This is a genomic window from Oceanospirillum sp. (assembly GCF_048265165.1).
Taxonomy (GTDB): domain Bacteria; phylum Pseudomonadota; class Gammaproteobacteria; order Pseudomonadales; family Halomonadaceae; genus Oceanospirillum.
On the sequence record NZ_JBLXCD010000003.1, the window covers coordinates 286,283 to 311,210 of the forward strand.

24 protein-coding genes and 1 pseudogene are annotated in these 24,928 nt (G+C 47.8%); 7 read left to right on the forward strand and 18 right to left on the reverse strand.

What is annotated here, in order from left to right:
* Positions 1-117: 117 nt before the first annotated feature.
* Positions 118-1,467, reverse strand: coding sequence for a 23S rRNA (uracil(1939)-C(5))-methyltransferase RlmD (gene rlmD / locus ACN0R8_RS08310; protein WP_417596617.1), 1,350 nt, complete (start codon positions 1,465-1,467; stop codon positions 118-120).
* Between the two features lie 389 nt (positions 1,468-1,856).
* A complete protein-coding gene (cysM, locus tag ACN0R8_RS08315) occupies positions 1,857-2,786 on the reverse strand; it encodes a cysteine synthase CysM (protein ID WP_417596854.1) in 930 nt (309 codons plus the stop codon).
* Between the two features lie 361 nt (positions 2,787-3,147).
* On the opposite strand from cysM, the gene ACN0R8_RS08320 reads away from it, so the two are divergent.
* Positions 3,148-6,099, forward strand: a complete 2,952-nt coding sequence (locus tag ACN0R8_RS08320; protein ID WP_417596618.1) for a response regulator — start codon at positions 3,148-3,150, stop codon at positions 6,097-6,099.
* 47 nt (positions 6,100-6,146) lie between these two features.
* Here the strand turns inward: ACN0R8_RS08320 and acpS are convergent, their stop codons facing one another.
* The 12 genes from acpS to rpoE form a co-directional block, all read right to left on the reverse strand.
* Positions 6,147-6,524, reverse strand: coding sequence for a holo-ACP synthase (gene acpS, locus ACN0R8_RS08325; protein ID WP_417596619.1), 378 nt, complete (start codon positions 6,522-6,524; stop codon positions 6,147-6,149).
* A 10-nt stretch (positions 6,525-6,534) separates the two neighbouring features.
* The gene (gene pdxJ / locus ACN0R8_RS08330) at positions 6,535-7,290 is read right to left on the reverse strand and encodes a pyridoxine 5'-phosphate synthase (protein ID WP_417596620.1); all 756 of its coding nucleotides are present in this window, start codon (positions 7,288-7,290) and stop codon (positions 6,535-6,537) included.
* 162 nt (positions 7,291-7,452) lie between these two features.
* On the reverse strand, positions 7,453-8,148 hold the full coding sequence (gene recO, locus ACN0R8_RS08335) for a DNA repair protein RecO (protein WP_417596621.1): 696 nt from the start codon (positions 8,146-8,148) through the stop codon (positions 7,453-7,455).
* A 39-nt stretch (positions 8,149-8,187) separates the two neighbouring features.
* Positions 8,188-9,096 carry a GTPase Era gene (gene era / locus ACN0R8_RS08340; RefSeq protein ID WP_417596622.1) on the reverse strand — a complete coding sequence of 303 codons (909 nt, stop codon included), beginning with the start codon at positions 9,094-9,096 and terminating at the stop codon, positions 8,188-8,190.
* A gap of 8 nt (positions 9,097-9,104) precedes the next feature.
* Entirely contained in the window at positions 9,105-9,839 is a 735-nt protein-coding gene (gene rnc, locus ACN0R8_RS08345; protein WP_077242811.1) for a ribonuclease III, read from the reverse strand.
* A gap of 41 nt (positions 9,840-9,880) precedes the next feature.
* Positions 9,881-10,696: a signal peptidase I gene (gene lepB / locus ACN0R8_RS08350; RefSeq protein ID WP_417596623.1), complete on the reverse strand. Its 816-nt coding sequence runs from the start codon at positions 10,694-10,696 to the stop codon at positions 9,881-9,883.
* A gap of 2 nt (positions 10,697-10,698) precedes the next feature.
* Positions 10,699-12,498, reverse strand: coding sequence for a translation elongation factor 4 (gene lepA / locus ACN0R8_RS08355; RefSeq protein ID WP_417596624.1), 1,800 nt, complete (start codon positions 12,496-12,498; stop codon positions 10,699-10,701).
* Between the two features lie 298 nt (positions 12,499-12,796).
* Positions 12,797-14,182, reverse strand: coding sequence for a DegQ family serine endoprotease (locus tag ACN0R8_RS08360; protein ID WP_417596625.1), 1,386 nt, complete (start codon positions 14,180-14,182; stop codon positions 12,797-12,799).
* Between the two features lie 183 nt (positions 14,183-14,365).
* Complete coding sequence (locus ACN0R8_RS08365) at positions 14,366-14,830, reverse strand: SoxR reducing system RseC family protein (protein ID WP_417596626.1); 465 nt, start codon at positions 14,828-14,830, stop codon at positions 14,366-14,368.
* An 87-nt stretch (positions 14,831-14,917) separates the two neighbouring features.
* Positions 14,918-15,829 (reverse strand): MucB/RseB C-terminal domain-containing protein, encoded by a 912-nt coding sequence (locus tag ACN0R8_RS08370; RefSeq protein WP_417596627.1) that lies wholly within the window; start codon positions 15,827-15,829, stop codon positions 14,918-14,920.
* A 61-nt stretch (positions 15,830-15,890) separates the two neighbouring features.
* Complete coding sequence (locus ACN0R8_RS08375; protein WP_417596628.1) at positions 15,891-16,532, reverse strand: sigma-E factor negative regulatory protein; 642 nt, start codon at positions 16,530-16,532, stop codon at positions 15,891-15,893.
* A gap of 45 nt (positions 16,533-16,577) precedes the next feature.
* Positions 16,578-17,168 (reverse strand): RNA polymerase sigma factor RpoE, encoded by a 591-nt coding sequence (gene rpoE, locus ACN0R8_RS08380; RefSeq protein ID WP_077242818.1) that lies wholly within the window; start codon positions 17,166-17,168, stop codon positions 16,578-16,580.
* Between the two features lie 427 nt (positions 17,169-17,595).
* On the opposite strand from rpoE, the gene nadB reads away from it, so the two are divergent.
* On the forward strand, positions 17,596-19,197 hold the full coding sequence (gene nadB, locus ACN0R8_RS08385; RefSeq protein ID WP_417596630.1) for an L-aspartate oxidase: 1,602 nt from the start codon (positions 17,596-17,598) through the stop codon (positions 19,195-19,197).
* A 36-nt stretch (positions 19,198-19,233) separates the two neighbouring features.
* Here the strand turns inward: nadB and ACN0R8_RS08390 are convergent, their stop codons facing one another.
* Positions 19,234-19,674, reverse strand: coding sequence for a protein YgfX (locus ACN0R8_RS08390; RefSeq protein ID WP_417596631.1), 441 nt, complete (start codon positions 19,672-19,674; stop codon positions 19,234-19,236).
* The gene (locus tag ACN0R8_RS08395) at positions 19,634-19,912 is read right to left on the reverse strand and encodes a succinate dehydrogenase assembly factor 2 (RefSeq protein WP_417596632.1); all 279 of its coding nucleotides are present in this window, start codon (positions 19,910-19,912) and stop codon (positions 19,634-19,636) included. The genes ACN0R8_RS08390 and ACN0R8_RS08395 overlap by 41 nt, the downstream gene beginning before the upstream one ends.
* Before the next feature lie 261 nt (positions 19,913-20,173).
* Between ACN0R8_RS08395 and ihfB the strand changes: the two are divergent.
* From ihfB to ACN0R8_RS08410, 3 genes and pseudogenes are all read left to right on the forward strand, one after another.
* A pseudogene (gene ihfB, locus ACN0R8_RS08400) lies at positions 20,174-20,473 on the forward strand (integration host factor subunit beta); the annotation flags it as partial.
* 118 nt (positions 20,474-20,591) lie between these two features.
* Positions 20,592-20,903: a LapA family protein gene (locus ACN0R8_RS08405; RefSeq protein WP_417596633.1), complete on the forward strand. Its 312-nt coding sequence runs from the start codon at positions 20,592-20,594 to the stop codon at positions 20,901-20,903.
* A complete protein-coding gene (locus tag ACN0R8_RS08410; RefSeq protein ID WP_417596634.1) occupies positions 20,896-22,074 on the forward strand; it encodes a tetratricopeptide repeat protein in 1,179 nt (392 codons plus the stop codon). The genes ACN0R8_RS08405 and ACN0R8_RS08410 overlap by 8 nt, the downstream gene beginning before the upstream one ends.
* Positions 22,075-22,131: 57 nt before the next feature.
* Here the strand turns inward: ACN0R8_RS08410 and pyrF are convergent, their stop codons facing one another.
* Complete coding sequence (pyrF, locus tag ACN0R8_RS08415; protein ID WP_417596635.1) at positions 22,132-22,845, reverse strand: orotidine-5'-phosphate decarboxylase; 714 nt, start codon at positions 22,843-22,845, stop codon at positions 22,132-22,134.
* 158 nt (positions 22,846-23,003) lie between these two features.
* On the opposite strand from pyrF, the gene ACN0R8_RS08420 reads away from it, so the two are divergent.
* Complete coding sequence (locus ACN0R8_RS08420; protein ID WP_417596636.1) at positions 23,004-23,366, forward strand: ComEA family DNA-binding protein; 363 nt, start codon at positions 23,004-23,006, stop codon at positions 23,364-23,366.
* Between the two features lie 72 nt (positions 23,367-23,438).
* Here ACN0R8_RS08420 and ACN0R8_RS08425 read toward each other — a convergent pair whose 3' ends face one another.
* Positions 23,439-24,200, reverse strand: a complete 762-nt coding sequence (locus ACN0R8_RS08425; RefSeq protein WP_417596637.1) for an SDR family oxidoreductase — start codon at positions 24,198-24,200, stop codon at positions 23,439-23,441.
* Between the two features lie 222 nt (positions 24,201-24,422).
* On the opposite strand from ACN0R8_RS08425, the gene ACN0R8_RS08430 reads away from it, so the two are divergent.
* A complete protein-coding gene (locus ACN0R8_RS08430) occupies positions 24,423-24,917 on the forward strand; it encodes an FxsA family protein (RefSeq protein ID WP_417596638.1) in 495 nt (164 codons plus the stop codon).
* Positions 24,918-24,928: the final 11 nt, after the last annotated feature.

A 24,928-nucleotide genomic window follows, 5' to 3' on the forward strand; every position in this document is an offset into this window, starting at 1 on the left:
TATTATCAGGTACTCACTCTGGCATACACCCAGCTGCACCCTTTTTATTATATTGAGGTAAACAGACCGATAAGCACGTCCAGTCGACCATCGGTATTCTGCTAAATAACCTGTTTGCTACGCCTGTTTTTTCTTTTTCTTACTGCCACGTTCAAAAAGAGCCATAGATTCAACATGAGCAGTCTGAGGAAACATATCCATAATGCCCGCCTTAATCAGCCTGAAACCCTGCTCCGCCAGAATGCCACTATCCCGCGCCAATGTGGACGGGTTACAGGAAACATAAAGCACCTTTTTAGCCCCCAGGGACTTTATCTGTTCACAGATTGTCTGAGCACCTGTTCTGGGTGGGTCCAGCAGGACAACATTATAACGGGTCTTTGCCCATGAAAACCCCTTGAATGCCTGACTCAGGTCAGCCGCTTCAAAAAAAGCATTTTCTATGCCATTTAGCTTCGCATTAGCACGAGCCTGGTGAACAAGGTTTTCAGCGCCCTCAACCCCCGTTACAGAAGCCACCTTTTTAGCCAATGGCAAACTGAAGTTGCCGAACCCTGCAAACAGATCTAGCACCACATCGCTTTCTTTCAGCTGCAGCCATTCCAAAGCCTGATTCACCATCTGCTGGTTAATAGCAGGGTTAACCTGAATAAAGTCGTTAGGTTGGAATGTAAGTGTGACATCATTATGGCGATAGCTAAGCACTGGCAGCTCATCACCGCCTAACATGACCGGCTTACCTTTCTCAAGACAGGCTTTAACCAGACTATCAGCCTGGTCCTTCTGCCAATAAAGTTGAATCGAGTGCTCTTCAGCCCAGTTAAGCCAAAGCATCTGATCTTTATGGGAAAGCGCTTTCAGGTGACGCACCACTAAAGCACACCCTTCGTCACTGTGTGCCAGCTCAAGGTGCCCGATTGTCCGGCGCGATTCCAGCTCCGGAATCAGCTGGTATAAAGAAGGGATTATAGCGGACAGTTCAGGATGTAGTACGGCACAGTGCTGAATTGAAACCAGATGAGAAGAGCCTTTCTCACGAAAGCCGATGATCAGCTCCTCCTGACGACTCCACTTCACCCCCAGGCGGGCTTTACGACGATACCCCCAAGGCGCATCAGCCAAAGTATCCTGCACAGGAATATCGGTCAGCTTACCAAAGCGCTCAAGCTGATCCACCAGGGCACTCTGTTTAACTTCACGCTGACGTTCAAGGGTGAGGTGCTGTAAACCACAACCTCCGCATTGCTGATAATACTCACAAGAGGGGGTGACACGGTCTGGGGACTGACTGTGCACTACTTCACAAACAGCTTCATCAAACCGTCGGTGTGTTTTAGTAATATGAATACTGACGACCTCACCGGCCAGAGCGCCTTCAACAAAGACGGTTTTTCCTTTATGGCGAGCGATACCCCGGCCATCATGACTCAGGCGTTCAATGGGGAGTTCAGACACTAGCTCAGGCACATAGCCCCCTTTCTTATCGACAATATCCGCACAAAACACGCCTTCAGATACTGGTGCGTTGAGATAGCCTGACCTGTATATCTGGCCGGGTAACAACGGGAAGTAGAGTAAAGAACTGCAAATGCTGGATAAAGCAACAGCACTGCATAATGGCCGCAGATAATAACGCCTAATCTGCGCTTGTCCAGCCAGAGGGCTTAATCACACTCAAATTGCGACGAAAATCGCAGAACCCTGATAAAAAAGATGAAGAACAGCAGCAATCATAACAGATAAACAATGACTGCAATGAAAGGAGAGGCAAGGAACAACAAGCATCGGATTTAAAAGCTGGCAGCCAGATCAGAGGAAGAGCGGTCACAGCGCCTGACCACTCCCAGACTAACAGGTCAGCTGTTAAAAACCCCCGTCGAAAGATACCGGTCACCACGATCACAGATAATCGCCACAACAACAGAACCTGGATTCTGGTCAGCAATGCGGATCGCACCTGCGACGGCTCCCCCAGAGGAAACGCCGGCAAAAATACCCTCCTCCCTGGCCAGAGCCTTCATCGTACGCTCCGCCAGATCCTGATCAATATCAATGACCTGATCGACCCGCTCCTCTTCAAAGATGGTCGGCAAGTATTCAGCAGGCCAACGGCGAATACCAGGGATACTGGCACCCTCACGGGGCTGAAGTCCCACAATCTGAATATCCGGGTTCTGCTCTTTCAGATAGCGGGATGTCCCCATAATCGTCCCTGTTGTTCCCATCGCACTGACAAAATGAGTCACTTTACCAAAGGTTTGCTGCCAGATTTCAGGGCCGGTACCACGATAGTGAGCTTCCGGGTTATCCATATTACCAAACTGATTCAGCACAATGCCTTTACCCTCGTTCTGCATGTTCAATGCAAGATCCCGGGCAGCCTCCATCCCTTCTTCTTTACTGACCGTAATCAGCTGCGCACCATAAGCAGCCATTGATGCTTTGCGCTCGGCACTCATATTATCCGGCATGATCAGCACCATATTGTAACCCTTGATCGCTGCAGCCATAGCAAGAGCAATACCTGTATTGCCACTGGTGGCCTCAATCAGGGTATCACCGGGTTTGATATCACCACGAGCCTCCGCCAGATTGATCATGCTGAGTGCGGGACGATCCTTTACCGAGCCAGCAGGATTATTGCCTTCCAGCTTGGCCAGTACCACAGACCCATTATCCCGTACCAGGCGCTGCAAACGTACCAGTGGCGTTTGCCCCACAAAGGCTTCGATGGTCGGAAAATTGTTAAATTGCACCTGATTTTCAGTAACTTGATCCGGGGACATTTTTTCGGAAGACATAGACTCTCTCTGATTTTAGCTTTATCCGGACACATGATTCAGAAGCCGGGAACTATCTTTGTTAATTTAGCAGGATATAAACCTGCTAAACATTCCGGAACGACCTAATAAAAGCAGATATTTCAATTACGGTTTTTATATCTGCGCTCTTATTTTTTGAATAACCGCTACACCAATATCCGGCACATTTTCTCAGGTTGTCTGAAAGAAACTATATGGGGCAGATTCCGTATTTTTCAAAATAATGCTTTGCTATTTGCTTATAACTGCACCTGTAAGGGTATTATGATACAAGTGTTTTTTCTGGTGTAACTGCCATTGCAGTAAAGATAAATCTGGATTACTGATGAAAAACTGGCCTCTGCGTAACAAAATACTCTTTATCGCGACCTTTCCGGCAATTATCACAGCGCTGGTTTTAAGCACCCACCTGTTTGTTAACTACTACGCCTTAGTAGAAAAAAACCTGATGGAAAAAGCGAGCGCTTTAAGCCGTCAGTTAAGTACTCCTCTGGCCTACGCCCTGGAAAGAAATGATCGTGATCAGGTACGCCGCATCATGGACCGGCTAAGCCAGGAGCCTGAGATACGAGCGGTATCCATCCATAATAAAGACCGGGAAAACATTTTCCATGGCGGTCCCAGTATGTACCCAGTCAGCGACCCGGAGCAAAGACTCCAGCCTGAATCGATGGTCCGGTATTCGGAGAGTACGTTACGTATTATTCAGCCTCTTTTTTCTCCCTTACCGGCCAAAAGCCACATCATGGATACACCGCCTGACAAGGACAGTAACAGCCTTGCCGCGCCCCAGTTTATTCATATGGAGGTCAAAACAAATGCTATTGCGGGCTGGCTGGAGCTGGAAGTTCACCTAAGCCAAATCCGCCTGAATATCATCTACGATGTCATACTTAATTGGGCTGTAGTACTGATTCTTCTGATCGCAGCTCTGTTCATGGCGCTGCGGATCAGCCGTCAGTTCCAGGAACCGATTCAGGAGGCTCAGGGTGTACTGAAGCAGTTACGCTCCGGTAATTATACCGTTGAAGCCCGTCACATCGGTGGCCCTGAATTTCATAGACTGGCAGATGATATCAATCAACTAACCTATAGCATCAAACTGAAACGCCAGGAGCTGAATGATAATATTGAACAGGCTACATCAGAACTTGAAGAAACCATGACCACAATGGAAACTCAAAGTATTGAACTGGACCTCGCCCGTAAGCGTGCGGAAGAGGCTAACCGGATTAAATCTGAGTTTCTCGCCAATATGAGTCATGAGATTCGCACTCCGATGAATGGCATTGTTGGCTTCTGCAATCTCTTACGCCGCACCCCGCTGACTCCTCACCAAAGTGCCCATCTGAACAGTATCCGAAACGCATCAGAGAGCCTGCTTTCAATCATCAACGATATTCTGGACTTCTCAAAAATCGAAGCGCAGAAGATGGAAATTAAATCAATTCCCTTTAATCCCCGTGAAGTCGTTGACGCAACCATCTCTCTGCTCGCTCCAGAAGTACAGCGTAAACAGCTCGAAATGGTAGCACTGGTTTATGACGATGTTCCGGCAACACTGATCAGCGACCCCTTGCGTATAAAACAGGTGCTGACCAATTTACTGGGAAATGCTGTGAAATTCACCGATAAAGGCGATGTTGTCATCCGTGTTATGACCGAGCTGGAAGCGAATAATGAGCTATTAATTCGCTTTAGAATCAGTGATAACGGTATCGGTATAGCGAAGGAGAAACAGTCCACTCTCTTTACCCCTTTCACTCAGGCAGACTCCAGTCAAAACCGCCTCCACGGTGGAACAGGTCTGGGTCTAGTGATCTGTAAACGTCTTGTAGAGTTGATGGGCGGGGAGATTGGCCTGGAAAGTGACCTGGATAAGGGCGCCACCTTCTGGTTCACAATACGCACCCAGGTCCAGGGAGGGGCTTATGACCTTGAACCAGAGGCCTGCTTTGATAGTCTGAGTACAATCTTAGTGGAAAGCCATCCTCTGAATCAGAACGCCCTGCGTCACCAGTTGAGTCAGTTCGGGCTACAGGTTACCAGCCACAACAGTGTAAACGGCATTAATGTGCAGCAGCCGGGCTGCCAGCTTGCGGTTTTAGCCTTAAATCACCAGGAAGCAACAGACAGAGCAACCCTAGCCCTGACACATAAACTGGCAGAAAAGGTTCCCGTACTAGTACTTTTAGGCAGTAATGATGCGGACCTGATTACCCGCTATATGAGTGCTGGGGTCAGCCATGTTGAAACGAAACCGATTAGCCAGGAAGAGCTGAAAACAGCCATTGAGGCGGTTATTACTCATCACCAGCCAGTGCAACAGGCGCTTGCTGCCAAACAGATAAACCCGATCCCGGAAAATGGGCTCATAACGTACCCACCCGGCGAGTCTGTAATCTCCCTGCACCAGGAAAGCACCCTCGACAATGTACAAAGCTATAGCCGCCAAGATGACTTTAACCTGCAAGGCAACATGACCTATTCACCCACAATTCTTGTTGTAGATGACAATGATTCCAACCTGCTACTGGCATCAACGCTCCTCAGTGAGTTCGGCCTGAATGTGGTGCAGGCAAAGAGTGGCAAGAAAGCGATTGAGGAAGTATTGAGAAAGCGCCCAGATCTGATTCTGATGGATATTCAGATGCCGGATATGGATGGTATGGAAGCAACCCGCCGAATCCGAAACCTTTCCCCTTACTATGAGGATCTGGGAATTATCGCCCTGACCGCTCACGCACTGCCGGAAGAAAAAGAAAATTTCATGGCGGCAGGGCTCAACGACCTTCTGACCAAACCCATTGACGAAGAGAAACTGGCAAGCCTGATCAAGCACTGGACGGGCTTCAGCCCAAGCGTTATGCCTCCTGATGCAGAGCCACCACTGCCTGAAAACCAGCAACAGCTCGAAGACAGTATGGAAAGTGTGGTGGATATGGAGATGGGCACTCGCCTGGCAGGGGGGAAGGCATCTCTGGCAGAAGAGATGCTCAGGATGCTACTGCAGGATATTCCAGCCACCCGCGAGCATCTCGATAAGGCTTTTCACGGTGAGGATATAGAAGAGATGATCAATGCTGTTCATCATCTGCATGGTGCAACCCGTTACTGTGGCGTACCACGTCTGGCTTTAACCACAGAAACCCTGGAAACACAGCTTAAAATGCGCCAGATGCCAGCAGCCCAGGAAACACTGAGAACGCTGTACAAAGAACTGAACAAGTTAGAATCATGGCAAAAAGAGCAGGAGATACTACAGCAAAGCCATTAATACACGACCGGACTATCAATGGGTTACAGGGAGTAATCCCGCTCTGTCTAGCGGGACTCCAAAACAACAAAAGCCTGAGCTAAGCCGCCATCATCCGTGATCGAGAGATGGCAGATAACATCCTGATGAGCGGCAATACGCTCGGCCGCTGCACCGGATAGCACCATAACGGGAGCTCCCGATTCAGCTCTGTCCACCTGCATGTCTTGCCAACTAATCGGACCTATGCCTGTTCCCAGAGCCTTTGCCGTTGCTTCTTTAGCAGCAAAACGCTTGGCCAGATAAGCTGCTTGCTGAGGATGTTTGCCATAGCGTTCCAGCTCCGACTTGGTCAGAATGCGTTTTGCAAAACGTTCCCCATGCCGGTTGATAGCATTTTCAATTCGCGCTATGACAGCCAGATCTGTGCCGATTCCCAAAATCATACCCGCAACTCTACTTAGGCTGAGCCGCCAGAATAATGCGCTTCATTTCAATAACCGCTTCCTTAAGCCCCACAAACATGGCTCGTGCGATAATCGCATGGCCAATATTCAGCTCGTAGATACCCGGAATACCGGCAATCGGCTCCACATTATGGTAGTGCAGGCCATGACCTGCATTCACGACCAACCCCTGTTTCAAACCCAGCTTTACCCCTTGTTTAATAACATCCAGCTCCGCCGCCTGCTCCAGCGCATTTTCTGCATCAGCGTAACGACCTGTATGGAGTTCTATCACTGGGGCAATCGTTGCTGCCGCTTCAATCTGAGCCGGGTCAGCGTCAATAAACAAGGACACTTCGCAGCCCGCCGCAGCCAAACGTTTGCAGGCATCAGCCACACGGTCAAACTGACCCACTACATCCAAACCACCTTCAGTGGTCAGCTCTTCACGTTTTTCAGGTACAAGGCAGATATGCTCCGGGCGTATCTCTTCCGCAAAAGCGATCATCTCTTCAGTTACCGCCATCTCAAGATTCATACGGGTCTGCATCACATCTTTAATCAGACGAACATCCCGTTCCTGAATATGGCGACGATCTTCCCGTAAGTGAAGAGTAATGCCATCAGCGCCAGCCTCTTCAGACAAAATAGCCGCCTGAACCGGATCGGGATAGCGGGTGCCACGAGCCTGACGCAGAGTGGCAATGTGATCGATATTAACACCCAGTTGTAAACGCGGAACGGATACTGAAACACCTATAGCCATGATGACTCCTAAATTTAGCCCTATACACAGGCTATGAAACAATTAAGACTGGGTTAGCCTAACAAGGCTGGCACACCACTTTATATATCTACGAAAAAAACTAAAGATTGATTCACTACTTACCTGAATCTACAAAAGCAGGAAAGTGTGGTTGTATAGAGTTTAATTCGCAATGCCGGGCTGAAAAAGTTGGCGGGAAAGCAGTGGTTTATCACCAATAAGGGGCTGAAGCGCAATTCGGCTGAGTTTTTTGGCAACCTTCAGAGCATCTGCTGACGACCAGTTTTGCTCACTTAAAGCTTGCAAAACATCACCGGCAAAGCCTCCCTGATCTACAGGATGAAAGCCTGACTGCCAATGATAAATATACTGCTGGTCCGGTTTAAGCCGCCCGCCCTGATAATCAGAAAAAACCAGAGGATAACCAAGTGTTTCCAGCAATTGCCACTCAAAACTTCTCAAAGATGGTTCCAGCTGACCGGGCTGTTGCAACTGGGCAATCATCAAAGCATATTCCCGGAAGGTTTCCGGTACTGCTTCCTGTGGTAACAGCAAACGATTCAGCAATTCATTAGCATACAAAATGCAGCTCAGTGCTCTCCCCCCAAGTAAAGGAAGCTGACCACAGGGTTCAATGTCAAAAAGAGTCTTAAGACTGCTACTCCCACGCCATGAAAGCTGCAGAGGCTGTAATGGCTGTAATAGGGCGCGATTGCGGCTTTTTTTCTGCCGAACCCCTCGGGCAACGCCGTCTATCCGGCCATAATCCAGGGTCAGCAAAGAGACCAGAGCACTGGTCTCCTTGTAAGGGCGGCTATGAAGAACATACGCTGGCTGGCAGTGAACACTGGTGATCACAGGTGTTACTCCATCAGACTGGAAGTCAGAGGTCTCAGATCAAAGGTCGGTGTAGCCCAAACTCTTCAGAGCACGCTCATCATCGGACCAACCACCTTTCACCTTAACCCAAAGGTTTAGCATGACTTTAGCACCAAAAGCACGCTCCATATCTATGCGAGCTTCCTGACCAATCTGTTTAATGCGGGTACCTTTCTCACCAATAATGATACGCTTCTGGCCAGAGCGCTCTACCAGAATAAGCGCTCCGATAAAGAGCATGCCATCATCTTCACTGAACTCTTCAATCTCAACAGTAGCCTGATAAGGCAGCTCATCCCCCAGCTGGCGCATAATTTTCTCTCGCACCAACTCTGAAGCAAGAAACCGCTCAGAACGATCAGTCACCTGGTCTTCCGGGTAGTAATGAAAAGACTCCGGCATATAGCCTCGTACCAGTGTCTCTAATTGCGACAGGTTGTGGCCGTGCTGAGCTGAAATCGGGATAATGGCATCAAATGTATACTTTTGCGCGACTTCTTCAAGATAAGGCAGAAGCGCTTCTTTGTCTTCCAGCCGATCCATTTTGTTAATCGCCAAAACCACAGGACACTTCAGGCCTTCGAGTTTCTGAAGAACAACTTCGTCTTCCTCTGTCCAACGCATGCGGTCGATAATGAAGATGACAAGATCAACATCCTTCAGGGCACTACTTGCCGCTTGATTCATATAGCGGTTAATCGCTTTGTTACGATCTTTTTCAAGCTTATGCATCCCGGGTGTATCTACATAGACCACCTGTACATCATCTTCGGTTTTAATACCGACAACCTGATGGCGAGTAGTCTGAGGGCGACGGGAAGTAATACTTAGCTTCTGGCCTAATATATGATTCATCAGGGTAGACTTGCCCACATTCGGGCGGCCAACAATAGCCACAAAGCCACAATGACTGGTCTGATCACTCATAGGCACACTCATTTTTTGCTATCCGACAATTTTGCAGACTGCTTTTTGGATTCAAGCTCTGTCAGGGCATTCTTTGCCGCCTGCTGCTCTGCATTACGGCGACTGCTGCCAATCCCTATCGTCTTCTCTTGCAAAAGAACCACATGGCACTCAACAGTAAAAGTCTGATCATGGGCTTCACCCTCAACAGAAATCACTTCATATTTAGGCAGATTCTGTTGGCGGGACTGCAGGAATTCCTGAAGCAGTGTTTTGGGGTCTTTCTGGGTATCATTAAGATTCAGCTTCATCAGGCGCTCTTTGTACCAGTCCAGAATACGTTCGCGAACCGTATCCATTCCGGCATCAATATAAATCGCACCTATGACAGCCTCCATCGCGTCGGCCAGAATCGAATCCCGTCGGTAGCCACCACTTTTCAGCTCTCCTGAGCCCAGCTGCAGGTAGTCACCCAGATCAAATTCACGGGCAACTTCTGCCAGCGTCAGCCCCTTAACCAATCGGGCCCGTAATCGGCTCAACTGCCCTTCACGGGCTTCGGTAAAACGATGATACAACGCTTCGGCGATGACAAAATTGACGATAGAATCACCCAGAAACTCCAGACGCTCATTATTACTACCACCAAAACTACGGTGAGTAAGCGCCAGCTTCAGCTGGTTAATATCGGTAAAGGTATAGCCCAGTTTTTTACTGAGTTCATTCAGATTTGCTTTCAACTCTAACTCGTTTTTTTCCGTCATCAGAAAAGGCAAACCGGCCCAGTTGGCCGGTCGTTAAATTATTACTGTATTACCCGAACACTGGAAAAGCTGGGCAGACTTGACCAGCCTTCCCAATGCATCCAGACCGCAAAAGCCTTGCCAACAATATGGCTCTCAGGCACAAAACCCCAGTAACGGCTGTCATTACTGTGATCCCGGTTGTCACCCATAACAAAGTAGTGACCCTCCGGTACAACTACCTCTCGCATGTTTTGACCAGGTTGTAAACTGTTGTAAATTTCGTGTTCAACATCACCGAGTGATTCACGCAGAAGTTTACGGTTCGGGTTACCAGCGGGTAATGCCGCTACGAACGTCTGAGCAGCAGGCTCGCCATTGATATAAAGAACTTTATTCTCGTAACGTAAACGATCACCCGGCAGGCCAATCACTCGCTTGATGTAATTAACCTTATCGTCTTTAGGATAGCGGAACACCATCACATCACCGCGCTCCGGATCATCAATCTCCACAACAAGATTATTGCTGACAGGCAGGCGCAAGCCATAGGCGAATTTGTTTACCAGAATAAAGTCACCAATTTTAAGTGTTGGTAACATTGAGCCGCTGGGGATCTGAAAGGGTTCGACCACGAAAGACCGAACGATCAGAACCAGAAACAGCACAGGAAAAAAAGATCGTGAGTATTCAACCCATAAAGGCTCTTTTTCCAACTGCTTAGTCACCTCAACATCCATCGCAGAGCGTTGAGGCTGATTCAGAAAAGCGCTGACAGCACGTTGGCGCTTCTTAGCGAAGAAGAGAGCATCGGCAGCATAACCGACACCTGTTACGGCAACCGCTATGACCAGCACTAATGCAAAATCAAAATCCATATTTAATTATCCACTTTAAGAACCGCAAGGAAGGCATCCTGTGGAATCTCCACACGCCCGACCTGTTTCATCCGTTTTTTACCTTCTTTCTGCTTCTGCAGCAGCTTCTTCTTACGACTAACATCGCCACCATAACATTTGGCAGTGACATTCTTACGTAATGCTTTTACGGTCTGGCGGGCAACAACCTGATTCCCCATCGCAGCCTGGATCGCCACATCAAACATCTGACGCGGGATAATCTCTTTCATTTTTTCGGTCAGAGCCATGCCCCGGCTACGAATATGTTCTTTATGCACAATACAGGCCAGCGCATCAACTTTATCGCCGTTAATCAAAATATCCAAACGGGCAAGGTCTGCTGCCTGAAAACGATCAAAACTATAATCAAGAGAAGCAAACCCGCGACTCACAGATTTAAGCCGATCAAAGAAATCCAGTACAACTTCATTCAGCGGGATATCATAAACCAGCTGAACCTGCTTACCCAGAAATTGCATATCAATCTGAACACCGCGTTTCTCAACACAAAGAGAAATGACACCCCCAAGCATATCCTGCGGCACCAGAATATTAACCCGGGCAATCGGCTCACGCATCTCTTCGATACCCGCTGGATCAGGTAGCTTCGATGGACTGTCAACGCTGATGACATCGCCGTTCTTCAACATTACTTCGAAAATTACTGTCGGAGCTGTCGTAATCAGATCAAGATCATATTCACGCTCCAGACGCTCCTGGATAATTTCCATATGCAGCATACCCAGGAAGCCGCAGCGGAAACCAAAGCCAAGAGCTTCACTGTTTTCTGGTTCAAAGAACAGGGAGGCATCATTGAGGGTCAGCTTTTCCAACGCATCCCGGAAATCTTCGTAATCATCTGAGCTTACCGGGAAAAGACCAGCATAAACCTGAGGTTTAACTTTTTGGAAACCCGGCAGCATGGCTACATCCGGAGTTTTAGCGGACGTAATCGTGTCACCTACAGGTGCACCATGAATATCTTTAATGCCGGCAACCAAGTAACCTACTTCGCCTGCTTTCAGAATACCGGTAGGCGTACGCTTCGGTGTAAAGATGCCAACAGCATCAACCCCCCAAGCCTTACCGGTGGACTTGAGAATAATTTTATCACCTTTACGAACCGTACCTTCCATGACACGGATCAGGGAGACAACCCCCAGATAATTATCGAACCAGGAGTCTATAATCAAAGCCTGCAAATCACCATCCGGGTCACCTTCAGGGGCAGGGATACGGGCAACCAGATCTTCCAGTACATCATCAATACCCAGACCGGATTTAGCACTGCAGCGTACAGCCTCAGTGGCGTCAATTCCGATAATATCTTCGATCTCCTGAGCGACACGGTCGGGTTCAGCCTGAGGCAGGTCCATTTTATTCAGCACAGGAACCACTTCCAGTTCCTGTTCAATGGCCGTGTAGCAGTTTGCTACAGACTGAGCCTCAACCCCCTGCGCCGCATCAACAACCAGCAGAGCACCTTCACAAGCAGCAAGGGAGCGGGAAACCTCATAGGAGAAATCCACATGCCCGGGTGTATCAATAAAGTTCAACTGGTAAGTATTGCCATCTTTAGCGGTGTAGTTAAGAGTTACACTCTGCGCTTTAATAGTAATACCGCGCTCACGCTCAATGTCCATGGAGTCCAGAACCTGGGCAGCCATCTCCCGCTCACTCAGACCTTCACAGTTCTGAATAAAGCGGTCAGCCAAGGTGGATTTACCATGATCAATATGGGCGATAATAGAGAAGTTACGGATGTGACTTAAGCGACTCACAGTATATTTTCACCAAAGAAAGGTCATCTGCTGACGAATATGAATGTATCTATATATATCTGTCAGGGCTACGGATCGGCCCAAGACATGAACAGCCCAAGCCCGAATAATGCACAAAAAAGCCCCAGAAAAAATTAGCCCAAGAGTCTACATGATTCCCTATCCAGACGCCATGCCCATTACCCAGGCCGTCGCCAGATTTAATAAAGATTCCTTCCTGCCATATCAGCGATATATCATCACCAATACAGCAGAGAGCAATTAAAAGAGAGAGATTCTGCTTTATTATCTCCGGTGGTCACTCAATTTTCAGTGGAACAAAAGCAGGCTCGCCCTGGCGTACAACTCTAACCGGAACGGACTGGCCTTTTTTCAGTAGCCCGATAGCTTTGCTGTAGTCACCAACACTGTTGATCTGGCGACTGCCAACCATGGTGATAACATCGCCTTCACGTAAACCTGAACGAGCAGCACTACCGGCCTCTATAGACACAATGACAACACCTTGTTCAACACTCCAGCGCTGTTTCTGTTCTGACGTCAACTCAGTGACTTTCAGCCCAATACGATCGGCAGGCTGTTCCTGCTGGGTTCGGCGCGCTCCACGCTGATCCGGTAACTCCTCAATCTCAATATTCAGTATTTTGCGCGCACCGGAACGTAACACCAGAATCTGGGCTTTATCACCGGGGCGCACCTGACCGACTAAAGGAGGCAGTTCACCGGAGCGATGAATCTCCTGTCCTTCAAACTCCAGGATAATATCCCCCTCCTGAATACCACCTTTACCAGCCGGGCCATCCGATGCAACCTGAACAACCAAAGCCCCCATAGGCTTTCTCAGTCCGAATGACTCTGCCAAATCACGATTTACTTCCTGAATGACAACGCCCAACCAACCTCGGGCAACACGTCCCTTCTCTTTCAACTGATCAGCAACATTCATTGCCACATCAATCGGGATAGCAAAAGAAAGCCCCATAAAGCCACCGGAGCGGGTATAAATCTGGGAGTTGATACCAACAACCTCACCGTCCAGATTAAACAGAGGGCCACCCGAGTTACCTGGGTTAATAGCAACATCTGTCTGGATAAAAGGCACATAGTTTTCATTTGGCAAGGAGCGATTTACCGCACTGATAATGCCGGCCGTTACGGAATGATCAAAGCCAAAGGGAGAACCAATAGCAAGCACCCACTCACCAGCCTTCAACGATGCAGAATCTCCTAACTCAACAACAGGCAGCGAGTTGCCATCGATTTTCAGAAGAGCTAGATCAGTCCGTTTATCTAGGCCTATAACGGTTGCTTCCATCTCACGGCGATCAGATAAACGAACAATAATTTTATCAGCCCCTTCAACAACGTGGTTATTCGTTAAAATATAACCATCATCAGAGATAATAAAACCTGAACCTAAGGACTGCTGAGGTTGCTCCTGAGGCGTGCCGCGACGGCCAAAGAAATGACGAAATATCTCAGGAAGATTTTCCTGATCCATACCCGCAATTGGCGGATGATTTCCAGAGCTATTTTTTACAGTACTGATATTCACAACTGCCGGAGCAGCCTCTTCAACCAGCTCACTAAAATCCGGCAAATTATAGGCATAAACTCTTCCGGCTAGTAACAGGCAGCCCACAGCCAGACTCAGAAATACAACAATTCGGTTTATTTTTTTCATCAAACTCTCCTGAATGGAGGCACCTGAATATAAGGATAGTACCGGCTAACTCTGGAATAAAACCTGTAGCGCCTTAACTATCCGCATATACAGTCACGTTCCATATACACAGTTATCAGATATATTGATATGGGGTACTACTGTGAATCAAGTTAATGGCAACAACTTTGTGATAGCGCATATCTAGTGATTCACCAAAGGGATATCGCCAGCAGAAGACTGTTTTCGCAATACCACAGGTTGATATTGTGAGTCCTGCCTGTGCCGCAAGCTGTACCAGCGCACATAGACAAACCCAAACAGAAGGCCGGCACCGGACAGAGCAAAACTCATGGCAGAGTCTTGTCCAAAAAACTGCTCACCAATCAGAGCCCCAGCCATCAGGGTTAACAAAGGCAGCAGATAAACAAGGGCTGAGCCGCGGATGAACGCCCCCTCCCCCAGACCAAGAATAACCTGGTCCCCAACCTGAAACTTTTGGTTCGTTTGAACCTGTAATCTTTGGGTCTTGCCACTACTGATCTTACTCAGCAGCGAGTGACCGCAACTACTTTTGGCAGAACAACTCTGACAAGCTGTTTGCCGGCAGGTTTCAACCCAAACCTCTCCAACTGAAACATCGACAACAATCGCTTGCTCTTCCAGCATGGCAGAACCTTTCTCTTAGGGTGACGGTGAACATCAGCCAAGTTTAAACGATCCATCCATGGCTCAAAGTTGAAAAGAGCAACAGACTCAGAAGGCCGCTGCAATTTTCTGTGCGGTATGCAAAGGTATTTCACCCACAACCGTAATGACCCGTCCCTGATTCTGTTCATGTATACTTCGAATGACGACAACCGTAGCGCCATACTGATGATGTCCTTCCTTGAGAGAATCAGCTCTTAACGGCTCAACAAAAACAGAAAAAGTACTCACACCATCTGACCAGGAATACATATTAGCCAGGTGGTCTTCAGACACCATCACGGCCTGTTTTTGCATAAACAGCTCAAAGCCCTCAGGAAGCCAGGGTAAAATATTCTGAGCAACGCTCAAAGGAGCTTCATCTGAATTAACACCAGTCTGCTCATTTTTAGCCGTAAAGGAAAAAGAGGTAAACTGAAAGGTCTCCAAAGCACGCGCTAACGGGTCAAGCGTAACCGATTTCAACAAGAGCGCAGATTCCTTGTCCAACCAAAGCCTGTAACCCAAACGCTGATTGTCACGGGGAACAATTTCTACAATAACAGCCGGACGACCAACAACACGCCCTTGTCCTTTCAACTGTAACTGATAAAACTGCTTAATCTTCTCAAGCCCGCCAGACAATCGCCCGGAAGGGTTTCGCCCTTGGATCAGATCACTGGTGACGACTTCACCGGAAATTTTCCGGGTAATACGATCACCCTGCTGCAGAAACTCCCGTGGCAGGCCATCCAGGTAACTCAGCCTGGCCTGTTCACCCTGATCATTAACATCATGACTTAATTCGACCGCATCCAGCTGCCCTTCCCGTGAATATACGAGTACACCGCTGTATTCATAGTTGTGCATCGCTTCAGAAAAGCGCTGTAACCACTGATCGGCACTATCCGCAGCCTTAGTAGCCTGCGAAATAAAAAGCACACCGAACAAACCTATCGCGGAAATAAATTTTCTGATCATTAATTACTACCTGTCTGAGTCAACGGCGGCACACCAGAGGTGCCCCCAGAGCTCTAATCACTTATTGACCTGCAGCCTGATAACCGGAAACACGCACAATGGGCATCATGCCGTGCGTACCATTAGTGGCAACATATTCAGAGTGTTGCATCAGATACCCTCTAATCAGTCGTTCCTGACGCAACTTTTGGTTATCAACCAACAGATAAGGAACCCGGGCAGTTTCTGCCCCAGCACTCACCCGCTGAACCCCAATCGGACTCTGCTGCAACCCACGGGAAGGCAGGGTTTGCTGGTAGCCTGCAGACTGAGAAGCCAGTTGCTGGGCAATAGGTAACTCCTGTTGAGGGTTTGGCATCAACAGGACGACTGCCGCAGCAACAGAAGCCGCAATAGCACCTTTCGCCATCCAGGTATCCGATATCTGAGAAGCCCGTTGTCGCCAACTCTCAAATAACTTTTTGCGACGAGCCGGTTCAGGTTCCTGCTCAAGGGCAACAGAGATCCGGTCAGCAATATCAACCAACTGCTCCTGTTCAAACTCTTGATGCAGAACACTGCGAACCAGGTGATAACGATGCCAGGTATCGGCCAGGTATTCGCCATCCTGCTCATCGCAGGCTTTAAGAATACGGCGCAACTCTAACTCGTCCGCTTCATTGTCCATCAGATGTGAAAGCGACTGGTGAATATTATCACTCATAGCTAACCTCGGTTCTTACTTACCCTGACGTACCAGGGTGAAAAATTACTGAGCCGCCAGCTCAGGCTCAAACAGACGTTTAATCTCACGATCCACAGCCTCACGGGCCCGAAAGATACGAGAGCGTACTGTCCCCACCGGGCACTGCATAACCTGAGCAATGTCTTCATAACTCATGCCATCCATTTCCCGTAGCGTAATAGCGGTACGCAACTCATCAGGTAAGTTGTTTATCGCTTTGTATACCGTTGTTTCCAGTTCATCCCGCTCCAGACGCTTATCCGGAGACGCGTTATCGTTCAGGCGGCCGTCGTTATTCAGTACTTCAGCATCACCATAATCGATATCTGTTCCGGGAGGCCTTCGGCCGCGGGATACCAAATAGTTCTTTGCAGTATTGATAGCGATACGGTAAAGCCAGGTATAAAAAGCACTCTCTGAACGAAAATTCCCAATCGCCCGGTAAGCTTTTATAAAGGCTTCCTGGGTAACATCAAGAACTTCATGGGAGTCCTTTATATATCGACTGACCAACGCAGCGATCTTATGCTGATACTTGCGCACCAGAAGATCAAACGCTCGTTTATCACCCGCCTGAACCCGCGCTACCAGCTGCTGATCCGTTTCCTTCGTCATCTCTCAACCTCAATGCGCCAGGCATTAATACCACCCACGCAAAGCAATAAGGTGTTTCTTTATGAACACTATGACTCATTATGGCCTGCCATACTTCATGATTATTATGCTATGCCGGCAAGCGTTAGTCAGTGCTGTTATTCCGGTTTACGTCTTTCTGCCATTTCCAGGCGTCAGACAACGACATTATTACCGGTTATACCAACAGCCGTATCGACTTAGGGTTACCTGCTCTAAATTGTGCAGGCCAAACACATTCACGACGATATCCAAAAATAGTGAAATCAAACGTAAGTTTGTCTGATGAAAGAAATTTCTCTAACATCAGTTGCTCTAAGTTGTCTTGCCATTATGACCGGAGCCTGTCCTAAAGGTTCATCTTGTAACAGCAGGAATATTTATTTTTTTGTGCATCGGAAAAAAATTGATGAGTCAGGTTTTGCAGCATGATGTTCTTATCATCGGTAGTGGCGCTGCCGGTTTATCTTTAGCTCTGCAACTGGGCGATCACTGCTCTGTTGCGGTCTTAAGCAAGAGTACCCTGGATGATGGCTCAACCCGCTGGGCGCAGGGTGGCATAGCGGCGGTACTGGATACAGAAGACAGTGTTGAGTCCCATGTACAGGATACTCTGGTGGCAGGGGCAGACCTGTGCGAAGAAGAGGCCGTCCGCTTTACCGTACAAAACAGTAAAAAAAGTATCGACTGGCTGATCAGACAGGGTGTGCCTTTCACCCCTAACGATGAAACCAACAGCGACCAACCTTACCATCTGACCCGTGAAGGCGGGCACAGCCATCGCCGGATTATCCACGCTGCGGATGCAACAGGGCGGGCTGTATCTGACACCCTGATTGCCCAGGCACTGCGCAAACCGGGAATTGATATCTATACTCGTCGCATGGCCGTAGATCTGATCACCCGTCGGAAGCTGGACGCCGAAGGTCACGGTTGCGTTGGCGCTTATGTGCTCAACTGCGATACAGAACATGTCGATGTCTTCAAAGCCCGCTTTGTTATTCTGGCAACCGGCGGTGCCAGCAAAGTTTATCTCTATACCAGCAACCCTGACGGTGCGTCAGGTGACGGTATCGCCATGGCCTGGCGGGCAGGCTGCCGCGTGGCCAATATGGAGTTCAATCAATTTCACCCGACATGCCTTTACCATCCGCAGGCAAAGTCTTTTCTGATTACCGAGGCTTTAAGGGGTGAAGGCGCACACCTTCTGCTACCTGATGGGCAGCGCTTCATGCACCATTTTGACGAGCGTAAAGAACTGGCACCCCGGGATGTGGTGGCCCGCGCTATCGATCACGAAATGAAACGACTGGGCAGTGACTGCGTTTATCTGGATATCAGTCATAAACCAGCAGCCTTCATCAAAAACCATTTTCCAACGGTTTATGAACGTTGCCTGGAGTATGGCATCGATATTACAAAAGACCCGATTCCTGTCGTCCCGGCCGCACACTACACCTGCGGAGGCATCGTAGTCGACACCAAAGGTCATACCGATACACCAAATCTTTATGCCATTGGCGAAGCCAGCTTTACAGGCCTGCATGGGGCCAATCGAATGGCCAGTAACTCTTTGTTGGAGTGTCTGGTTTACGCAGAGTCTGCAGCAAAGGATATCCTCAGCAAGCTTCACTGTGTGCCGGAACCTCCCTATGTGCCCCATTGGGATGAAAGCCAGGTCACAGACTCTGACGAAGATGTCGTCATCGCCCATAACTGGGATGAACTTCGGCGCTTTATGTGGGATTACGTCGGTATAGTACGTACCAATAAGCGCTTGCAGCGTGCCAAGCACCGGATTGATATGCTGAATAACGAGATCTCTGAGTATTACTCAAACTATAAGATCTCAGGTGACCTAATCGAACTGCGCAACCTTTCAGTAGTTGCAGACCTGATCATCCGCTCAGCCCTGATGCGCAAAGAAAGCAGAGGCCTGCATTACACTCTGGACTACCCCAACCCGAGCACAGAACCACGTAATACTGTTTTAACCCCAGATCAGTGGTAAAAATGCCCTCGGCCACAGAATAAAATAAAAGCCGGTTCAGAATCTGAAGCCGGCTTTTTTACTGACAAAACTCAGTAAAACTCTAAGTTTACGGAAGCTACCTTGATCAGTACTGTCGTCAACAATAAAAGCACGATAAATCTCACCATTTTCATCCCGAAATAACAAAAACAGCCAAAAACGGTAAAAACCTATGCTACTGATCAACTCGACAGGGAGTGAGGTGCCCGAGTAAAGCGTTAATGTCCACTGCCCGTCAGCAAAAGCAATACCGCGAATATCACAGGGAAGCCCCATCAGACCAAATATCTTTTTGGATCGATGCCAGAAGTAAATAACCGGAATGATAAGCAGCAAATTAATCCACTGTGGATACAGGTACAGCAAAAGCAGAAAAGGGAAAGCGTGACCTGCCAGAAGCCAGCCACGCAGTCGATCAGAGGCTCTTAAAGTTAGAGAGATCACCGTGTTCGGCATACGTAATAATTTTTTCCAGAATGACACGATACTCAGGTTCTTCAGGCAGATCACGCTGCATCAGCCATACAAAAAGATCCTGATCCTCACATTCAAGCAGCTGCTCATAGCGCTGCCGATCCTCTTTGTCCAACCCCTGAAAACAATCTCGAACGAAGGGCACCAGCATCAGATCTAATTCCCACATGCCACGACGACTCTGCCACTGTAAACGCTTAACTTCTTCTTCAATACCCATCTACGCACCTAAATACTTTTAAAAGTCCCGGACGCAATTCCGAGCTGACATAGCCCATTATACCGCGCCTGAACAGCTTACCCCAGATCACTACGACCAATGATCAAAACAAAAAACTGCTTTTACCATTGATTTTTCACTAACCTTTTGTTTAATACAGAGATTATCTCTATTTTATTTTGCCGTAACCGGCCGATAATAATATTGCTTAACGGAATAAAAAAGCCCATAAAAGAATAACGATCGACATGCAGGAAACAGACAATGACTAAATCAGAGTTAATTGAGCAAATAACCTTAAAGCAACCTGAGCTATCAGCGAAGGAAGTTGAGGCTGCTGTTCGCATACTTCTTGAGCAAATAACCGATGCACTGGCTACCGGAGGCAGAGTTGAGATTCGCGGTTTTGGCAGTTTTTCTCTGCATTACAGAGAGCCCCGTACCGGCCGCAATCCCAAAACCGGCGAATCCGTTGATCTGACCGGAAAATTTGTCCCTCATTTCAAGCCGGGAAAAGAACTTCGTGAACAAGTTGATGAAGCCAAAAAACTGCGAGGCTAACATGTCGTGCCTTGCAGTTTAAAACTCTGAGCTTGGACATCTGCTCTTTTTCATTAATGAGATTCCTGTCTAATGCTGGCATAATCCAGCTATACCCAATCAGATAACAGGAGTTAAGATGCGTTGGCTTAAAAGCGGTATTCTCTTTGTTGTGGTCTTAACACTTCTGATCACTGGCGTGCTTTTTTCTTCCCGTAACACAACACCCTACGCCATCGACCTACTAATTTTCCGCCTACCGGAAATCAGCATTTCTTTACTTATTCTGGGCAGTTTGGTTATCGGTCTTATCACAGGATGGTTACTATCGCTTACCACCTTTGTACGTCTGAAAGCCTCTCAGTTACGAAGTGAAAAAGCTTTGAAAACTGCTCAAAAAGAGCTGGACACCCTGAGAATATCTGGTTTAAAGGACAGTCAGAATGAATGAAATGCTACTGCTGATTATTTTGGTTACAGCAATAGCAACCGGCTTTTTTCTTGGTCAAAAAACCAAAAATAAAAGCAGGCATCGCAAGGCTCCCCTGACAGAAAGCAGCCTGAATAAAGATTACTTTACCGGCCTGACCTACCTTTTAAATGATCAACAGGATCAGGCAATAGAAACTTTTATGCGGGTTCTTGAAATTAATCCAGAGACCGTTGACACCCATATTGCCATGGGTAATCTTTTTCGCAGTAAAGGCGAAACAGAAAAAGCGATCCGCCTGCATCAGAATCTCTTTGCCCGCCCAACGTTAAGTAAGCCACTGACCCAGCAGGTCCAACTGGAACTTGCCCGTGATTTTTTCGCCGCCGGTCTGTTTGATCGTGCAGAGCGCTTACTGCTTGAGATAACTAAAGCTCAATCAGACGACATCCGCCTGCAGGTTCTGAAGCTACTATTACGCATCTATGAACAGGAAAAAGAATGGCAAAAGGCCATTGATATCAGCGGTAACCGGCTTCTGAGAGACTTGCCGGAACAGCGCATCGCAGTAGCCCATTACTATTGCGAGCTTGCAGAGCAACTGCTCGAACAAAACGAAACCATACAAGCAAAAAAATATTTGAAGCAGGCTCTTTACAATGATCCGAACTGCATTCGCGCAAACTGGTCAACAGCCCACCTTGAGCTCAAAAACAAAAATATTCGTAAAGGCAAATCCCTGCTGTTAAGAATTCCACAACAGGATAAGCGCTACTACTCTCTGATATTACCGGAGCTGAGCAGCATCATGCCTGAAAAAGAGCTCAGCCCTGTGTTGAATGAAGCACTGGAGGCCTTTCCATCACAAACAGCTCTTAGCCTTAAAGCTAACCTGATCCGGCAAAAGCATGGGGCTCGTTCATCCCTCGAGTATCTGGAGGCTTATTCTACGCGCCAGCAAAGTGCCTCACCCTATGTGGCAGCACTTCAGATACATTTGATTCGGGAACTGACGCCCTCAGAAGATATACACGGGCATCTGACTCAACTGGAGCAACAGCTTACCCGTTATGAAAGCAAGCAACACAAGTCCCGTTGTATAAGCTGCGGTTTCAAAAGTAACCACAGCCCTCTTTGGCAGTGTCACAAATGTCGCAGCTGGGGAACAGTAAGGCCTGATGATATACTTTAAGACACCGGACAAAGAACACCTCCATCACAAGCCCTCTCCCCTATAGCCTCTTCCTTCTCAGCGTCTTACAGATGCGATCTCGCTCTCAATCAGAGCCAGCGCCTGCATAGGGTCTTCTGCCTGAGTGATAGGACGACCGATAACCAGGTAATCACTGCCATCAATCAAAGCCTGCCCGGGAGTAACAACGCGCTGCTGGTCACCCTTAACAGCAAAAGAAGGACGAATACCCGGCGTAATCAACTGAAAGCTTCTCGGCAGTGCTTCACGTAGCATGACCGCCTCCTGAGCAGAACACACCACGCCATCCAGCCCAGCCTGCTCAGTAAGCGTGGCCAGATGCATCACCTGTTCTGCCGGAGTCGCATGGACGCCGGTTTCACGTAACTGCTGTTCATTCATACTGGTAAGAACCGTCACCGCAATCAATAAAGTATCATGACCGGCGCCCCGCAGACGCGCCAAAGACTCTTCCATCATAGGGCGGCCGCCACAAGCATGAACGTTAACCATCCAGGCGCCACTGTCCGCAGCAGCCAGAACAGCTTGAGCGGTTGTATTTGGAATATCATGAAACTTCAGATCCAGAAAGACCTTAAAACCTCGTTTGGTCAAAGCCTCAACAATAGATGGGCCTGACCGGGTGAAAAGCTCTTTACCCACTTTAAGCTGACAACGTCCCGGCTCAAGCTGATCCACAAATGCGAACGCTTGTTCGGCATTCGGATAATCAAGAGCAACAATGATCGGATTTTCTGTAAATAGAGACATCGGTTTTCCTCTGCGGTGAGTGCGCGCACATTATAAAGCCTGCTCTGAAAGGGTACAGGACAAATTCTTCCAAAAGTTATCAGACATATAAAAGTCATATTAAAACTAAAGTCTATCAGGACAATTGCCATTTTTTTTCTATGCTTAAAAAGCAATATATGGAAAAAACCAACAGAGGATGTTTTATGATGGTTAAGCACTTACCCTTCAAAAAAAGCCTGATGACTGCCTTATTAATCGCTTTTTCCTTCCTGGGCAGCCCCGCATTGAAAGCTGAAGCGAAAAAAACAGAACAAACAGCCTCGGTCGCAACAACGACCCTGCAGGCTTCTGTTGTCAACATCAATCAGGCAGACTTATCCAAACTACAGGACCTGAAAGGAATCGGACCTGCAAAAGCACAACGTATACTGGATTTTCGGAGTCAACACGGACCATTCAAAAGCATTGAAGCACTGACTCAAGTGAAAGGTATCAATCTGAGAATTCTAGAACAAAACAAGGGGAGGATCAAAATCTGACTGCAATCTATGCAATAAAAAAGGAAGGTCTTCACCTTCCTTTTTAAGACGTACACGATCCAACAACCCGAGTCAGATACGCAAACCACCATCACACTCGATGATACGTCCTGTGAAGTAATCATTTTCAATAATGTACTCAACAGAGTGAGCTATTTCATCAGGCTTGCCCAGACGCTTCATAGGAATCACTGAGCACACTTTTTCCAGTGCTTCAGGCTTCATACCAGCCGTCATATCAGTTTCGATAAAGCCTGGAGCGATCGCACCAACACGGATACCGTAACGGGACAGCTCTTTGGCCCAGGTTACCGCCATACTAGCAACACCAGCTTTAGCGGCGGTATAATTGGTCTGGCCTAGGTTGCCGGAACGGGAGATACTGGAGATATTAATAATAACCCCCTGAATATCACGCTCAATCATTTGGCATGCAGCTTCACGGGCACACAGAAATACACCCGTCAGATTTACATCAATCACCTGCTGCCACTGCTCAAGACTCATCTTCTGCTGAACCTGACCCTCTTTCGCTTTGATAAACAAGCCATCACGTGTGATACCTGCATTATTAACCAGAACATCCAGACGGCCGAATTCAGTTGCGATTTTATTAAAAGTTGCTTCTACTTCAGCTTCCTGAGCAACATTCGCAATATAGGTTTTTGCATCAGAACCAGCTTCTTTTACCAAGCTGACTGTTTCATCCAGTTTTTCCTGGTTCAAATCAACCAATGCTAACTTAGCACCTTTAGTCGCCAAACGCAGAGCCATCTGGCACCCCAGCCCTTGACCACCACCTGTAATTACAACAACTTTATCCTGTAAATCCATCACGACCCCCTAGGCTTCTTACATGGCATCATCGCCACTTATATTAAGGTTGAATACTTTTTTATGATTTTGTGCATCGCAATATAACTTATTTTTTTTAAGTTGCGAACCCTGTTTTTCGCATCTGCAACACAAAAAAGAAAGTGAGGAGGCCGATTGCACAGGATTGAAATCCTCATTCTCTATCCCAATATCTGAGTTCAGACAATCAGGAAACGACTTATGAATAAATTTTTGCTCTTATTTATCGCAGTGCCCCTAATCGAAATGGTTGTTCTGATTAAGGTTGGACAACAGATCGGAGCACTTTCTACTATTGCGCTGGTCGTACTGACTGCGATCATCGGTATTGCTCTTCTCAAACAGCAGGGCATAGCGATGCTTAACCGGGCTAACTGGAAAATCAATCAGGGGCAAATTCCTGCCAGAGAAATGGCTGAAGGCATTGTTCTGGCAGCGGGGGGAGCATTGCTTTTAACACCTGGTTTCGTTACCGACGCTCTGGGTTTTATCTGTATTTTGCCGGGTAGCCGTCATTTTCTTTTAAACCAGGTCTTGAAAAATATCAGCATTAGCCCTATCCATCAGACACATGAACAAACCCATTGGCATGATGCTCAAAGCAGCCAGAGGGATACGTATCACCAAAACACTCAGCAAGAGAACAAAAAAGACTCTGGTGATGTGCTTGAAGGTGATTACGAAAGGAAAAAATAATTTTCCTAAGC